The 14,710-nt window shown below is 72.2% G+C and carries 13 protein-coding genes; all 13 read right to left on the bottom strand.

What is annotated here, in order from left to right:
- Positions 1-10: 10 nt before the first annotated feature.
- The 13 genes from OHA89_RS28475 to OHA89_RS28415 all read right to left on the bottom strand — a co-directional run bounded on the left by OHA89_RS28475 (position 11) and on the right by OHA89_RS28415 (position 14,518).
- On the bottom strand, positions 11-1,036 hold the full coding sequence (locus tag OHA89_RS28475) for an ADP-ribosylglycohydrolase family protein (RefSeq protein ID WP_266610529.1): 1,026 nt from the start codon (positions 1,034-1,036) through the stop codon (positions 11-13).
- Positions 1,033-1,764 (bottom strand): NUDIX domain-containing protein, encoded by a 732-nt coding sequence (locus tag OHA89_RS28470; RefSeq protein WP_266610528.1) that lies wholly within the window; start codon positions 1,762-1,764, stop codon positions 1,033-1,035. The genes OHA89_RS28475 and OHA89_RS28470 overlap by 4 nt, the downstream gene beginning before the upstream one ends.
- The gene (locus OHA89_RS28465) at positions 1,761-2,840 is read right to left on the bottom strand and encodes an AAA family ATPase (RefSeq protein ID WP_215144618.1); all 1,080 of its coding nucleotides are present in this window, start codon (positions 2,838-2,840) and stop codon (positions 1,761-1,763) included. The genes OHA89_RS28470 and OHA89_RS28465 overlap by 4 nt, the downstream gene beginning before the upstream one ends.
- On the bottom strand, positions 2,837-3,439 hold the full coding sequence (pnuC, locus tag OHA89_RS28460; protein WP_266610527.1) for a nicotinamide riboside transporter PnuC: 603 nt from the start codon (positions 3,437-3,439) through the stop codon (positions 2,837-2,839). Before pnuC ends, OHA89_RS28465 begins: the two co-directional genes overlap by 4 nt.
- A 115-nt stretch (positions 3,440-3,554) precedes the next feature.
- Positions 3,555-4,955 (bottom strand): pseudouridine synthase, encoded by a 1,401-nt coding sequence (locus OHA89_RS28455; RefSeq protein WP_266610525.1) that lies wholly within the window; start codon positions 4,953-4,955, stop codon positions 3,555-3,557.
- A complete protein-coding gene (gene scpB / locus OHA89_RS28450) occupies positions 4,955-5,581 on the bottom strand; it encodes an SMC-Scp complex subunit ScpB (protein WP_215144614.1) in 627 nt (208 codons plus the stop codon). Before scpB ends, OHA89_RS28455 begins: the two co-directional genes overlap by 1 nt.
- Positions 5,578-6,357, bottom strand: coding sequence for a segregation and condensation protein A (locus tag OHA89_RS28445; protein WP_406368619.1), 780 nt, complete (start codon positions 6,355-6,357; stop codon positions 5,578-5,580). Before OHA89_RS28445 ends, scpB begins: the two co-directional genes overlap by 4 nt.
- 377 nt (positions 6,358-6,734) lie before the next feature.
- Entirely contained in the window at positions 6,735-7,244 is a 510-nt protein-coding gene (locus tag OHA89_RS28440; RefSeq protein ID WP_215144612.1) for a hypothetical protein, read from the bottom strand.
- Complete coding sequence (locus OHA89_RS28435; protein ID WP_215144610.1) at positions 7,229-8,347, bottom strand: ParA family protein; 1,119 nt, start codon at positions 8,345-8,347, stop codon at positions 7,229-7,231. The genes OHA89_RS28440 and OHA89_RS28435 overlap by 16 nt, the downstream gene beginning before the upstream one ends.
- Positions 8,348-8,715: 368 nt before the next feature.
- The gene (gene ald / locus OHA89_RS28430; protein ID WP_215144608.1) at positions 8,716-9,831 is read right to left on the bottom strand and encodes an alanine dehydrogenase; all 1,116 of its coding nucleotides are present in this window, start codon (positions 9,829-9,831) and stop codon (positions 8,716-8,718) included.
- 152 nt (positions 9,832-9,983) lie between these two features.
- Positions 9,984-12,005, bottom strand: a complete 2,022-nt coding sequence (locus OHA89_RS28425) for a tetratricopeptide repeat protein (RefSeq protein ID WP_406368617.1) — start codon at positions 12,003-12,005, stop codon at positions 9,984-9,986.
- A gap of 148 nt (positions 12,006-12,153) precedes the next feature.
- Complete coding sequence (locus OHA89_RS28420; protein ID WP_257559493.1) at positions 12,154-12,789, bottom strand: NUDIX hydrolase; 636 nt, start codon at positions 12,787-12,789, stop codon at positions 12,154-12,156.
- 91 nt (positions 12,790-12,880) lie between these two features.
- Entirely contained in the window at positions 12,881-14,518 is a 1,638-nt protein-coding gene (locus tag OHA89_RS28415; protein WP_257556938.1) for a CTP synthase, read from the bottom strand.
- Positions 14,519-14,710 lie beyond the last annotated feature (192 nt).

The raw sequence follows: 14,710 nt of genomic DNA, 5'->3' as shown, positions 1-14,710 counted from the left end.
CTGTGCGGACCTAGGAATCCCAGAGCGCGCCGAAGGCGAGGAGTTCGTCGCGGTACTCGATGCGGCCCTCCCAGTCGCGGGGCCAGACGTCCGCGCCGAGGTGGGCGCCCGCGAAGGCGCCCGCCAGGCAGGCGATGGAGTCCGAGTCGCCCGCCGTGCAGGCGGCTCGGCGCAGGGCCAGGAGGGGCTCCTGCGGGAAGAGCAGGAAGCACTGCAGGGCCGTGGCGAGGGCCTCCTCCGCGATCCAGCCGTCGCCCGTGGTCAGGCAGGGGTCCGTCTCCGGGGAGGGCGTGCGCAGGGCCGTGGACAGGCGCTCCAGGACGGCCAGGCACTCGTCCCAGCCCCGCGCCATGAAGGACTCCGGGGAGGCGTCGGAGGCCGTCCGCATCCACAGGTCGCCGAGCCAGCGCTCGTGGTAACGGGTGCGGTTCTCCAGGGCGTACGAGCGCAGCCTCCCGACCAGGCCCGTCACCTCGGCGCCCTGCGCCAGCAGGTAGACCGCCCGCGCCGTCAGGTCGGAGGCGGCCAGCGCCGTCGGGTGGCCGTGGGTCAGGGCCGACTGGAGCTGGGCGGCGCCGGCCCGCTCCTCCTCGGTCCAGCCGGGGACCAGCCCCACCGGGACCACCCGCATGTTCGCACCGCAGCCCTTGGAGCCGAGCTGGCTGGCGTCCCTCCAGTCCCGCTGCGGATCGTTCAGCAGACCGCACGCCCGCAGACAGGTGTTGCCCGGGGCGCGGTTGTTCTCCGGGGAGTGGTACCAGTCCACGAACTCCTCCCGGACCGGCCGCGCGAGGCGCAGCGGGCCGACCCGGCCGCGCTCCGCGGCCGTCCGCATGCCCCGTGCCAGCGCGAGCGTCATCTGGGTGTCGTCCGTGACGATGGCCGGCCGGGGCAGTTTCATCTCCCGCCACGGGCCGGTCTTGGCCAGGATCGACGGGACGTCGTTGAACTCCGTCGGGAAGCCGAGGGCGTCGCCCAGGGCCAGACCGATCAGGGCGCCCGTCGCGGCGCGCTTCGTCGGCGTGGGCATCGTCATCGCTTGTTTCCTTCCGAGGGGCGGAGCAGGGGCGGGTGCAGGGCGGTCGCCGGTCCCGGCCGGTACAGCGCGGCCGGTTTGCCGCGGCCTCCGGTCAGCCGGGCGGCTCCCGGTACGGCCTCGACGAAGCCGGGTGTGGCCAGGACCTTGCGGCGGAAGTTGGGGCGGTCCAGGGCGGTGTCCCAGACCGTCTCGTAGACGGACTGGAGCTCCCCGAGGGTGAATTCGGGCGGGCAGAAGGCGGTGGCCAGACAGGTGTACTCGAGCTTCGCGCCGACCCGCTCCCGCGCGTGGCCCAGGATCACGGCGTGGTCGAAGGCGAGAGGGCCGACCTCGGCCACCGGCACCCAGCGGGCGTGGGCCGCGTCCCCGCCGCCCTCCGCGGCCGGCTCCGGCATGTCCGGGACCAGCGCCGTGAAGGCCACCGAGACCACCCGCATCCGGGGGTCGCGGTCCGGCTCGCTGTAGGTGCGCAGCTGCTCCAGGTGCAGGGCCGCCACGACGGCCTCCGACAGGCCGGTCTCCTCGGCCAGCTCGCGGCGGGCGGCCGTCTCCGCGGACTCCCGGGGCGTGACGAAGCCGCCGGGGAGCGCCCAGGCCCCCTCGTACGGCTCCTGCCCGCGCCGGATCAGCAGCACGTGCAGCAGCCCGCCGCGCACGGTGAAGACGGCCAGGTCTACGGTCACCGCGAACGGCACGAAGGCGGAGGGGTCGTAGCCGGCGGTCATCGGGTCTCCGGCAGCGGGTCGGCGAAGTACCAGCCTTCGGCGAGCAGTTCGTCGACCGCCGCCACGGCCGCCGCCAGCCGCTCCTCGCGGTCCCCCCGTACGACGAGGAACCGCTTCCCGGTGCGCTCGAGTTCCTCGCGGAACCGCCCGGTCATCCAGGGGCGCAGGTGGGGGCCGTCCCGCAGCCCGTCGTCCTCGAAGGGCACGTCCGCGTGGTCCGTCAGCAGGTACAGGTCGCGCCGGGTGAGGGAGGCTGTCTTCTCGACCTCCTCGTTGCGGCCGCCCATGTACCGCTCGTGCCAGATGCCGGTCGCGAAGGAGTCGGTGTCGCAGAACAGCACCGGCGAGCCCAGCCGGGCCGCCCGTTCCTCGTCCGCGTCCTGCCGCCGGGCGATGACCGGGAACTCCTCCGAGGTGAAGGAGACGTCCGCCCAGCCGGCCGCCGGGTCCGCGGCGCGGGCCGCTTCCAGCTTCTCCTCGCTGTACCGGCGCCCGTACTCGGGGACCCAGCCGGTCCCGGCCCACACCCCGCCGCGCCGCCGGTAGTGCCCGGCCAGTGCCCGCGACAGCGTCGTGGTCCCGGTGGACTCGGCGCCGAGTACGACGACCCGCCGCGCGAGGAAGCCCCGTACGGCCGGTCCCAGGAAGTCCCAGCAGCCGGCGGGATCGGCCCGCACCGCCGTCCCGGACACCGGGAACAGGGTCCGCGCGGGGTCCACGCAGACCTCCTCGGCGCCGAACCGCCGCGCGAGCTCGGTCCCGTACTCCTCCGAGGTGAAGACGGCGTCGACCGGCCCGTCCAGCGCGCCCCGGAAGATCGCCATGTGGGCTTCCCAGACCGCCGGGTCGTGCAGGTCGACCGGGATGTCGTCGACGGCGCCGACCACGTCCGCGCCCGGGTGCGCCTCCCGCATCCACGCGACGCGGTCGGCGAGCGGCACCGACTCCACGGAGGCCGCGCAGACCAGCACGGTCAGCCGGTCGCACCGGTCCTGGGCGGTGCGCACCAGGTGGTGGTGGCCGGCGTGCGGCGGGTAGAACTTGCCCAGCACCAGGCCGTGCCCGAAGCGCCTCATGCCGTCGCCTCCAGGGCCGTACGGGCGCCCCGCGCCGGGAGCGTGCGCCGCCAGCCGACCAGCCCGGCCACGCAGAGCGCGAGGAAGCCGACGTACAGGCCGGAGGTCAGGTACAGCCCCTTGTACGCGTACAGCGGGACGTAGAGGAGGTCGGCGGCGATCCACAGCCACCAGGACTCGACGAGCTTGCGGCACTGGCCGTAGGTGGCCGCGAGCGAGAGCCCGGTGGTCAGGGCGTCCCAGAAGGGGACGGTCGAGTCGGTGGCGCTGCTCAGCAGCAGGGTGAGGCCGAGCACGCCCACCGCCCCCGCCGCGGCCAGCCAGGCCCATTCGGTGCGCGTGGTGCGGCGCACCGCCAGGGCCTCGGCGGTTCCTGGTCCACCCCCGTGGGTCCAGGACCACCAGCCGTACGCGGCGAGGGCGATGAAGACGATCTGCAGCCCGGCATCGGCGTAGAGGCCGGCCTGGGCGAAGAGCACGATGAAGAACAGGTTGTTGGCGATGCCGATCGGCCAGTTGGTGACGTGCTGCCGGGCGACGAGCCAGACGCACAGGGCACCAGTGGCGAATCCGAGTACCTCGGTCCAGCTCATGCTCATGACGACCTCCTTTAATAGTCATGTTGACTATAAACAGAGGAGGGGTCTCCGGGCAAGCGAAAAGCCCGCAGCGCCTCGGGGCACTGCGGGCTTTCGACCCGGGTTCGGGCGGTCCTTACAGACCGACCTCGCGCATCAGCATGCCGACCTCGGTGTTGGTCAGGCGGCGCAGCCAGCCGGACTTCTGGTCGCCGAGCTCGATCGGACCGAAGGAGGTCCGCACGAGCTTCTCGACGGGGAAGCCGGCCTCGGCCATCATTCGGCGGACGATGTGCTTGCGACCCTCGTGGAGGGTGACCTCGACCAGGTAGTTCTTGCCGACCTGGTCGACGACGCGGAAGTGGTCGGCGCGGGCGTACCCGTCCTCCAGCTCGATGCCGTCCTTGAGCCGCTTGCCGATCTCGCGCGGCAGCGGGCCGGTGATCGCCGCGACGTAGGTCTTCTTCACGCCGTACTTCGGGTGCGTGAGGCGGTGGGCCAGCTCACCGTGGTTGGTGAGCAGGATGATGCCCTCGGTCTCGGTGTCGAGCCGGCCGACGTGGAAGAGACGCGTCTCACGGTTGGTGACGTAGTCGCCCAGGCACTGGCGGCCGTCCGGGTCCTCCATCGTGGAGACGACGCCGGCCGGCTTGTTCAGCGCGAAGAACAGGTACGACTGGGTGGCGACGGTCAGGCCGTCCACCTTGATCTCGTCCTTCGGCAGGACGCGCTTGCCCTGCTCCAGCACGATCTCGCCGTTGACCTCGACGCGGGCCTGCTCGATGAGCTCCTCGCACGCGCGGCGCGAACCCATGCCGGCGCGGGCGAGCACCTTCTGCAGACGCTCACCCTCCTCCTCGGCACCCGGGAAGGTCTTCGGGGTCTTGATCACGGGCTTGTCGGCGTACCGGTCGCGCACGCGCTCCTCGATCCGCGCGTCCAGCTCGCGCGGGCGGGACTGGCCGCTCCTGCTGCCGGGACCGCTGCGCGGGCCGCCGGCCCCGCCGATGCCGGGGGTCCTGGAGGTCTTGGGGCCGCCCTTGGCACCGCCGCGCGCCGACGCGCCACGGGCACCGCCGCCGCCGGCCTTGGGGCCACTGCGGCCGCTGCGCTCGCCCTCGGGGCCCACGTCGTAGCGACGCTCCTCGGGGCGCGGGTTGCGGATCCGCGGCGGCGGAGCCTGGTCGCGGTCGCGCGAGTCGGAGCCGCCGCCCTGGTAGCCGCCACCGCCCTGGTAGCCGCCGCCGGAGGAGGAGCCACCGCGGTAGCCGCCCCCGCCGGAGGAGGAACCACCGCGGTACCCACCGCCGCCGGAGGAGCTGCCCCCGCGGGAGCCACCGCCGCCGCCGGAGGAGGAGCCACCGCGGTAGCCGCCGCCGGAGGAGGAGCCGCCGCGGGAGCCACCGCCACCGCCGGAGCCGCCACCGCGGTAGCCACCGCCGCCGGAGGAGGAGCTGCCGCCGCGGGAGTTACCGCGTGCGCCACCACCGCCGCCGCCGCTGTTCCTGTTGCCGCCGCCGTTGCCGTTGCTTCGCATCAAATGTCCGTCGTCTTGTCGTCGTCTTCATCGGTATCCGGTGAGTCCGGATCGAACGACGGCACACCTTCTTGCGTCTCGGCTTCGATCGCGTCCGCCTCGGGGAGGAAGGGCGCGAGTTCCGGGAGCTCGTCCAGGCCGCGCAGGCCCATCCGCTCCAAAAAGTGGTTCGTCGTCCTGTACAGGATCGCACCTGTTTCGGGTTCCGTCCCCGCCTCCTCCACCAGACCCCGCTGGAGGAGGGTCCGCATGACCCCGTCGCAGTTGACTCCGCGGACCGCCGAGACCCGCGACCGGCTCACCGGCTGGCGGTACGCGACGACCGCCAGGGTCTCCAGCGCCGCCTGGGTGAGGCGGGCCTGCTGGCCGTCCAGTACGAAGCCCTCGACGGCCGGGGCGTACTCCGCCCGGGTGTAGAACCGCCATCCGCCGGCGACCGGGCGCAGCTCGAATCCGCGCCCCTGGAGCGTGTACTCGTCGGCGAGCTCGCGCAGCGCGTCCGCGATCTCCCGCGGGGTGCGCTCCAGCACCTTGGCGAGGTGCGCCTCCGTCGCGGGCTCGTCCACGACCATGAGTACGGCTTCCAGCGCGGGCTTCAGCGCCAGCGCGGCCACGTCGCTGCTCATTCCTTGACCTCCACGATCTGGTCGAACTCGTCGGTCACGGTCGGCATGCCGTCGCCGTCCCCGCCGCTCCAGCGCACGGTCAGGGTCTTCAGGGCCTCCTCCTGGTCCAGGACCACCGCCTTCTCGCGGTAGAGCTCCAGGAGCGCCAGGAAGCGCGCGACGACGGTGAGGGTGTCCCCGGCGTCCTCGGTGAGCTCCTGGAAGGTGGCCTCCCCGCGGGCCTTCAGCATCCGTACGACGAGACCGGCCTGCTCGCGCACGCTGACCAGCGGCGCGTGGATGTGGTCCACGTAGACCTGGGGCTTGGCCCTGGGCTGCATGGCCTTGACCGCGAGGCGGGCGAAGCCCTCCGGGCCGATGGTGATGACGACCTCGGGCAGCAGGTCGGCGTGGTGCGGCTCCAGGCCGACGGTGCGCGGGTAGCGCCTGCCCTCGGCCTCCGCGCGCTCCTCGAAGATCGCGGCGATCCGTTTGTACGCCCGGTACTGGAGGAGGCGGGCGAAGAGCAGGTCCCGCGCCTCCAGCAGGGCGAGGTCGGCCTCGTCCTCGACCTCGGCGGCCGGCAGCAGCCGGGCGGCCTTCAGGTCGAGCAGGGTGGCGGCGACGACGAGGAACTCGGTGGTCTGGTCGAGGTCCCAGTCGGGGCCCATGGCCCGGATGTGGGCCATGAACTCGTCGGTGACCTTGGACAGCGCGACCTCGGTGACGTCGAGCTTGTGCCGGGAGATCAGCTGGAGCAGCAGGTCGAAGGGGCCCTCGAAGTTCGCGAGCCGCAGGGTGAACCTGCCGTCGCCTCCGGCGGGGCCCGCGCCGTGCGGGGCCTCGGCAGGGTCCTCGCCCGGGGCGTCACCGGCTTCGTCCGGGTCCGGGGGGCCGTCGCGGCCCTCAAGGGGCCCGTCAGCGGGCCCGCGGGGCCCCGGGGCTCCGCCCCGCCCTCGGACCGCGCTGGCGGCGCAGCGGGCGATTCAGGGCCGCCCGGGCCGTCTCCCGGCGCACCGGGACCGCGGCCCAGGATGCGCCGGGTCGGTCGGCCGGGTTCGGCGGGGAAGGGCATCGCGGTCCAGGTGGTGCGGAGGGGCGGCGTCACGGCCGGGTGCGGGACCGCGGCCACGAGCAGCCTAGCCAGCAGCCGGGGAAGCGGGCCGCAGGCCGGTCAGCGGCCGCGCAGGCGCCGTACGAGGATGCTCGCGTCCCCGCGGGATTCGAGATCGGCGAGGACGACCGCCACCGCCTCGCGGACGATGCGGCCCCGGTCGACCGCCAGCCCGTGCTCACCGCGCAGCACCAGCCGCGCGTGTTCCAGGTCCATGAGCTCCTCGGCGGAGACGTAGACCGTGATCTTCTCGTCGTGCCGCTCGCGCCCGCTGGGCCGGCGGTTCGCGCCCCGGCCCTGGCCCTTGCCGCGCCCGCCCGGCCCGGAGGCCGCGGAGGCTCCGTTGACAGAACCTTCCTGCGACCGCCGGGGTGCGCCCACCACGGATTCCGTGCCGGCCTCGGCCTCCCGGCTCCGGCCCTCCCCCGCCGCGCCCTCGGCCGAGGAGGCCGCGTGCTCGGCGGCGGGCGCCTCGTCGGCGCCCCGCCTCGGCGAGGAGGACTGGAGCGCCATCCCGCCGGTCGTACGGAACAGTTCGTCGGCTCCGGGCAGACTCACTCGGCGTGACACCGGGCGAGCACCTCCCTGGCCAGCTGGCGGTAGGCGGCGGCGCCGACGGAGTTGGAGGCGTACGTCGTGATCGGCTCACCGGCGACCGTGGTCTCCGGAAAGCGCACCGTCCGGCCGATGACCGTGTGGTAGACGTGGTCGTCGAAGGCCTCGACGACGCGCGCCAGCACCTCGCGGCTGTGCACCGTACGGGAGTCGTACATCGTGGCGAGGATGCCGTCGAGCTCCAGCTCGGGGTTGAGCCGCTCCTGCACCTTCTCGATGGTCTCGGTCAGCAGCGCCACGCCGCGCAGTGCGAAGAACTCGCACTCCAGCGGGACGATGACCTTGTGAGCCGCCGTCAGGGCGTTCACGGTCAGCAGACCGAGCGAGGGCTGACAGTCGATCACGATGTAGTCGTAGTCGGCCATCAGGGGCTTCAGGGCCCGCTGCAGGGTGGACTCGCGCGCGACCTCGCTGACCAACTGCACTTCGGCAGCGGACAGGTCGATGTTGCTCGGCAGCAGGTCCATGTTGGGGACCGCGGTCTTGAGCAGCACCTCGTCGGCCGACATGCCCCGCTCCATGAGCAGGTTGTAGACCGTCAGGTCGAGTTCCATCGGGTTCACGCCGAGACCCACGGACAGCGCGCCCTGCGGGTCGAAGTCGACGAGCAGCACGCGGCGCCCGTACTCGGCGAGCGCGGCACCCAGGTTGATGGTCGACGTGGTCTTGCCCACGCCGCCCTTCTGGTTGCACATCGCGATGATCTTCGCGGGACCGTGGTCGGTCAGCGGACCCGGGATGGGGAAGTACGGGAGCGGGCGTCCGGTCGGGCCGATCCGCTCACGGCGCTGACGGGCAGCGTCGGGGGCGAGGGTGGCCGCGTACTCGGGGTCCGGTTCGTACTCCGCGTCGGGGTCGTAGAAGTGCCCCTCGGGCACATTGTCGTAGTCGGCGAAACCAGTGGGCTTGTCGCCGCTCCGGTCGCCGGCCCTGGAGTTCACGTCTAGGCCGTCCATGCTCTTTTGGGGCGTCGTCATGTGCTGGTGGTTTGCGAAGGTGCGGACTGCGACGGAGCCGACAGCCTCGAGCCCGGTGGGGTTCTGACCCCGCTCCGGCACGCCTGCTCGACCACCCCCAGGAGCAAATGTCGACTCATTCACAAGTCGTCTTACCTCCTCGGACGTGACCAGGACACTTATCGATAGGTCAGCGTGGCACCATGCCGACGGTTGGCGACTCTATGGCGTGTCACCGCCCAGCGGCAACACAATCCGCCGGACCCGGCACGATGTGTCGGCAACCGAACACCACTCTGTCAAGGGCGCACGAGCTGTCGCCGCGAAGTTTCGCGGGTGTGCGAAAGGGTTAAAGGGTTACGTTCGAGGCGAGTTGAAGGGGTCTTCGGCGCACCCCGCAAACGCGTCCGGCCGGACCTTGCGGGCAAGGTCCGGCCGGATACGTGAGATTGACGTCAGTCGTTGACGCTTCAGCCGAGCAGCGTGCTCAGCTCGAGGGTCTCGAGGCCGTGGGCCTCGGCGACCGGACCGTAAACGACCTGGCCGTCATGGGTGTTGAGGCCCAGGCCGAGCGCGGGGTCACGACGCAGCGCCTCGACCCAGCCGAGGTTCGCGAGCTGCACGATGTAGGGCAGCGTGGCGTTGGTCAGCGCGTAGGTGGAGGTGTTCGGCACCGCGCCCGGCATGTTGGCGACGCAGTAGAAGACCGAGTTGTGGACCTGGAAGGTCGGCTCGGCGTGAGTGGTCGGACGGGAGTCCTCGAAGCAGCCGCCCTGGTCGATCGCGATGTCGACAAGGACACTTCCGGGCTTCATCTTGGCGACGAGCTCGTTGGTGACCAGCTTCGGGGCCTTCGCACCCGGGATCAGCACCGCGCCGATGACGAGGTCGGCCTCGACGACGGCCTTCTCCAGCTCGAAGGCGTTGGAGACGATCGTCTTGATCTTCGTGCCGAAGATCTTGTCGGCCTCGCGGAGCTTGTTGATGTCGCGGTCCAGCAGGGTCACGTGGAAGCCCATGCCGATGGCGATCTGCGCGGCGTTCCAGCCGGACACGCCGCCGCCGATGACCACGCACTCGCCGGCGTGGGTGCCGGGGACGCCGCCGGGGAGCACGCCACGGCCGCCGGCCGAGCGCATCAGGTGGTAGGCGCCGACCTGCGGGGCCAGACGGCCCGCGACCTCGGACATCGGGGCGAGCAGCGGGAGCGCGCGGTTGGCGAGCTCGACCGTCTCGTACGCGATGGCGGTGGTGCCGGACTCCAGCAGGGCGTCCGTGCACTCGCGGGAGGCCGCCAGGTGCAGGTAGGTGAAGAGGGTCTGGTCCTTGCGGAGGCGGTGGTACTCCTCCGCGATGGGCTCCTTGACCTTCAGCAGCAGGTCCGCGGTCGCCCAGACCTCGTCGGCGGTGCCGAGGATCTCGGCGCCGGCCGAGACGTACTCGGCGTCCGTGATCGAGGAGCCGACACCGGCGTTCTGCTCGACGAAGACCTGGTGGCCGTTACGGACGAGCTCGTGGACACCGGCGGGGGTGATGGCCACGCGGAACTCGTTGTTCTTGACCTCGCGGGGGATGCCGACCTTCATCGTCGATCACGGTCCTTGGCTCAGGGGATTTTTCGGGGCACTTCCATACATACCCGCCCACAAGAACGCGCAACGGGATGCACCACGGGATGACGTGGTGAACCCAGTTTAATGAAGGATGAACTCGTGTCTAGCCTTGCAAACAAATAATCTCAGTCGGAATCACTACGGATTTCGCAGGCTGCTGGGTCGTCTCCCAGCAATCTGTCGGCCGCGGACCGGTGCAGCCGGGCGGCTGCGGGGTCCCCCAGCCGGTCGAGCGTGTCGGCCAGCCGGACCTGGAGCGCGGCCTGCAGCCGCTGGTCCCCGGCGCGGCGCGCCAGCTCCACCGCCTCCCGGCAGGTGTGCAGCGATTCCTCGGGGCGGCCGGCGTATTCCTGGACCCGGGCCATCTCGCTCAACGCCTTTGCCTGGCCGGGCACATCGGCCAGCCGCCGGTAGCCCGCGGCGGCGGCCCGCCAGCTGCGCTGCGCGTCCCCGTACCGGCCCGCGTACGTGTGTACGTTTCCGAGTCGCCCGTACAGCCGGGCCTCGTCCGCGCGCTCCCCCCGCGCGAGGGCCTGGGCGAGTGCCCGGCCGAACCAGTCGGAGGCCCGGTGCCAGTCCGCCAGCTCCAGGTACGCGCCCCCTACGGATTCCATCGCGCGGCCGGTGGCGTACGGATCGTTCGCCGCCCGTCCGGCGTCCAGCGCGGCCCGGTAGCGGTCGAGCGCCTCCTGGGTCCGGCCGGTCTCGGCGTCCAGGTCGGCCAGGTTCAGCAGTGCGGCGGCCTGCTCCCGGTGCAGGCCGCGCCGCTCGGCCACGTCCAGGACCAGCCGGTGCAGCCCGTACAGCTCGGGGGCGGCCTCGGCGGTGCCGCGGTGCTCCGCCAGGGCCCGTACGAGGGCGGCGATCAGGCGGCGGGCCAGGGTGTCGAGCTCCCCGTCGGCCACGGCCAGGGAGGTGGCGGCCGAGAGCGCGGGCAGCCGGGTGTCCAGCCAGGTGGCGGCGGCCCGCCGGTCGGGGAAGCGCAGGGCGCGCGGCACCCCCTCCAGCTTCTCCCGCAGGCCGACCCCGTCATCCTCGTCCGGTTCGGCCATGGCCCGGCAGGAGTGCAGCAGCCGTACGGTGCGCTCCAGCATCCGGGCCCGGGCGAGCTGGACCTCGGCGGGGCGCTCCCTGGCCTCGAGCAGGGCCTGGAGCAGGGGGGCGAGGCAGCCGGGCAGCTGGAGCAGGCCGTCGTGGGCATGGTGCAGCAGGCCCAGCCCGGCGAAGTCGTCCAGCGTGGACTGGGCCGCGGCCACCGAGCAGCCGGCCAGGGCGGAGGCGGAGTGCGAGTCGACGATCCCGGCGGGGGCCAGTGGCAGCAGCCGCAGGGTCCGCTGGGCGGGCTGCGGCAGGGACTCGTAGACGAGCCGGAAGCCGCGGGCCAGCGCGCCGCCGACGCCGGCGGGCATGTCGTGCAGCTGCTTGGCCACGTCGGCGACCGAGGCCTTGGGGTGGGCGGCGAGCCAGCCGCCGACGAGGGCGAGCGCGGCGGGCTGGCCGCCGCACTCCTCGGCGAGGGCTTCGGCGGCGCGCGGGTCGGCGGTGACGCGGGTGTCCCCGATGCGCTGCGCGAGCATCTCCACGGCGGAGGGCGTGTCGAGTCCCCCCAGGGTGCAGGGCCGCACGTCGGGAATGCCGGTGAGCGGTCCTTCGGCGGTGACCACGACGAGGCACTCGGGGGTGTCCGGCAGCAGGGCGTCGACCTGGTGCGGATCGGCGGCGTCGTCGACCAGGATCACCACGCGGCGCCCGTCGAGCGCGGTGCGCAGGGCCGAGCTGAGCTCGTCCTCGCCGGCACCGGGCGGGGTGGCCTGTCCCAGCCCTTCCAGCAGGCCCCTGAGGGCCCGCTCGGTGGCCACGGTCTGCCCGCCGGGGGCGGTGAGCCGGGTCCGGAGCACCCCGTCGGGGTACTGCTCGGCGACCTCTCGCACGAACGCCTCGGCGAGCGCGGTCCGCCCGGACCCCGGCCGTCCGGCGACCAGCAGCACACGCGCGCGGGGTGCCTTGGCCTTGCGGCCCGAGAGGGTGTCGAGCCCGGTCCGTGCGATGTCCTCGCGCAGCTCCTTGAGCTCACGCCGCCGCCCGACGAAATCCGTCACGGATCCGCTCCTCTCCCTGCCTTCGGATTGCGAGCGTAGTTCACGCAGAGCGACGACCTGGGTGGAGCGCGGCGGACAAATCCCCCAATCGGGTCAGCAGATGGTCCTCTTTTTCACGCGCCGCTCCCGCGGATCGCCCCTGGCAGGCCTTTCCGGCTCCGCGCCGCTGCGCCGGACTCCGTCCCGCCCCGGACGGCTACGCCTCGTAGGGACGGGCCGGCCACGGGGCCTGGGGCGGGCGGAGGGCATCGACACCGCCCTCGGAGCCAAGGGCGGCGGACAGCGCCAGCACCCCGGACACCAGACCCGGGTTGCCGAGCCGGCCCGCCAGGACCCCGGCGACCAGTTCCGCGAGGGGAACGCGCGCGATCTCCATGTCCGCCTCCTCGTCGGAGACCTCGTACCGCTCTCCCTCCGCCTCCGACAGGGACCGCGCGAGGAAGACCCGGACCGCCTCGTCCGACCCGCCCGGCGAGGAGAAGAAGTCGACGAGGACCCGCCAGTCCTCCGCCTTGACGTGCGCCTCCTCGTACAGCTCCCGCTGGGCCGCGTGCAGCGGGTTCTCCCCCACCACGTCCAGCAGCCCGGCCGGCAGCTCCCACAGCCGGTGCCGCACCGGGTGGCGGAACTGCTTCAGGACCAGCACCCGCTGCTCCTCGTCCAGTGCCAGCACGCACACCGATCCGGGGTGCGCCTGGTAGTCGCGGCGCACCACCGCCCGGTCCGGCATCCGCACCTGATCCGAACGGACCGCCGTCTTCGCGCCCTGGAACGGGGTTCGCGACGCGATGACCTCCCACGACTCCGGTGTGTCCACGATGTCGTTGCCCATGGCCATGGCCAGCTACCTTCCCGAGAACGCGACAGCCGGGGCACGATCCGTGCCCCGGCTGTCTACGTTATGCGGTCAGGCTGTCAGGCCGTCACTTCGCGGACTGCTGCCGCTCCACGGCCGCCTTGACCAGGCCCGCGAACAGCGGGTGCGGGCGCGTCGGGCGGGACCGGAGCTCCGGGTGGGCCTGGGTGGCCACCAGGTAGGGGTGCACCTCGCGCGGGTACTCGACGTACTCGACGAGCTTGTTGTCCGGGGAGGTGCCGGAGAAGACGAGGCCCGCCTTCTTCTCCAGCTCGCCGCGGTAGGCGTTGTTGACCTCGTAGCGGTGACGGTGACGCTCGTCGACGTACGCCTGGTCGCCGTAGACCTCGCGCACGATGGAGCCCTCGGCGAGCTTCGCCGGGTACATGCCGAGCCGCATGGTGCCGCCCAGGTCGCCCGCGCCCTCGACGAAGGCCAGCTGCTCCTCCATGGTCGAGATGACCGGGTGCGGGGTGGAGGCGTCGAACTCGGTGGAGTTGGCGTCCTCGATCCCCGCGAGGTTGCGCGCGGCCTCGATGACCACGCACTGCAGACCCAGGCACAGGCCGAGCAGCGGGATCTTGTTCTCGCGGGCGTAGGTGATCGCGCCGACCTTGCCGTTGACACCGCGGTCGCCGAAGCCGCCGGGCACGCAGATCGCGTCCACGTCGCCGAGCACCTCCGCGGCGCCGGCCGGGGTCCGGCAGTCGTCGGAGGTGACCCACTTGATCTGGACGCGGGCCTTGTTGGCGAAGCCGCCGGCGCGCAGCGCCTCGGTCACCGACAGGTAGGCGTCCGGCAGGTCGATGTACTTGCCGACGAGCGCGACCTTGACCTCGTGGTCGGGGTTGTGGACCCGGTCCAGCAGGTCCTCCCAGACCGTCCAGTCCACGTCGCGGAACGGCAGGTCGAGCTTGCGCACGACATACGCGTCCAGGCCCTCGGTGTGCAGCACCTTCGGAATGTCGTAGATCGACTTGGCGTCGATCGCCGCGACCACGGCGGCCTCGTCCACGTCGCACATCAGCGAGATCTTGCGCTTGATGGAGGTGGGGACGTCACGGTCGGCGCGCAGCACGATCGCGTCGGGCTGGATGCCGATGTTGCGCAGGGCCGCGACCGAGTGCTGGGTCGGCTTGGTCTTCAGCTCGCCGGAGGGGCCGATGTAGGGCAGCAGCGAGATGTGCACGACGAAGACGTTGTCGCGGCCGACCTCGTGGCGGACCTGGCGGACGGTCTCCAGGAACGGCAGCGACTCGATGTCGCCGACGGTGCCGCCGACCTCGGTGATGACGACGTCGACGTCCTCGGTCGCCATGCGGCGGATGCGGTGCTTGATCTCGTTGGTGATGTGCGGGATGACCTGCACGGTGTCACCGAGGTACTCGCCGCGCCGCTCCTTGGCGATGACCTGCGAGTAGACCTGGCCGGTGGTGACGTTGGCCGAACCGTCGAGGTCCACGTCGAGGAAACGCTCGTAGTGGCCGATGTCCAGGTCCGTCTCGGCGCCGTCGTTGGTGACGAACACCTCGCCGTGCTGGAACGGGTTCATCGTGCCCGGGTCGACGTTCAGGTACGGGTCGAGCTTCTGCATCGTGACCCGCAGGCCGCGCGCCTTCAGCAGCGCACCCAGGCTGGAGGCCGTCAGGCCCTTGCCGAGGGACGAAGCGACACCCCCGGTGACGAAGATGTGCTTGGTCGTCATGGCTGTGCTGTTTCGAAAAGCAGCGGGCGGCGTCGCCAAGAGGGGGCTCCCGTGGTCGCGAGGTGAGGTGCGTCCGGCGCCGGCCACCGTCGATCCGGAAGGGTCTCAGGGGGCGCCGAAGCTGCGGTTTCGGGGCTCCTGATTCGCACAGGCAGACCACCGGTCCACGGGGTACCAGCCTATCAGCGCCCG

The sequence above is a fragment of the Streptomyces sp. NBC_01546 genome, assembly GCF_045208355.1.
GTDB lineage: Bacteria > Actinomycetota > Actinomycetes > Streptomycetales > Streptomycetaceae > Streptomyces.
The sequence above is the reverse complement of the archived record's forward strand: the minus strand, read 5'-3'. Positions and strand labels throughout refer to the sequence as shown.

What these genes read in the sequence shown, in the direction of transcription:
- OHA89_RS28475 (WP_266610529.1), bottom strand. Translation starts at nt 1,036, where the DNA reads ATGACGATGCCCACGCCGACGAAGCGCGCCGCGACGGGCGCCCTGATC.
- OHA89_RS28470 (WP_266610528.1), bottom strand. Translation starts at nt 1,764, where the DNA reads ATGACCGCCGGCTACGACCCCTCCGCCTTCGTGCCGTTCGCGGTGACC.
- OHA89_RS28465 (WP_215144618.1), bottom strand. Translation starts at nt 2,840, where the DNA reads ATGAGGCGCTTCGGGCACGGCCTGGTGCTGGGCAAGTTCTACCCGCCG.
- pnuC (WP_266610527.1), bottom strand. Translation starts at nt 3,439, where the DNA reads ATGAGCATGAGCTGGACCGAGGTACTCGGATTCGCCACTGGTGCCCTG.
- OHA89_RS28455 (WP_266610525.1), bottom strand. Translation starts at nt 4,955, where the DNA reads ATGCGAAGCAACGGCAACGGCGGCGGCAACAGGAACAGCGGCGGCGGC.
- scpB (WP_215144614.1), bottom strand. Translation starts at nt 5,581, where the DNA reads ATGAGCAGCGACGTGGCCGCGCTGGCGCTGAAGCCCGCGCTGGAAGCC.
- ald (WP_215144608.1), bottom strand. Translation starts at nt 9,831, where the DNA reads ATGAAGGTCGGCATCCCCCGCGAGGTCAAGAACAACGAGTTCCGCGTG.
- OHA89_RS28420 (WP_257559493.1), bottom strand. Translation starts at nt 12,789, where the DNA reads ATGGGCAACGACATCGTGGACACACCGGAGTCGTGGGAGGTCATCGCG.
- OHA89_RS28415 (WP_257556938.1), bottom strand. Translation starts at nt 14,518, where the DNA reads ATGACGACCAAGCACATCTTCGTCACCGGGGGTGTCGCTTCGTCCCTC.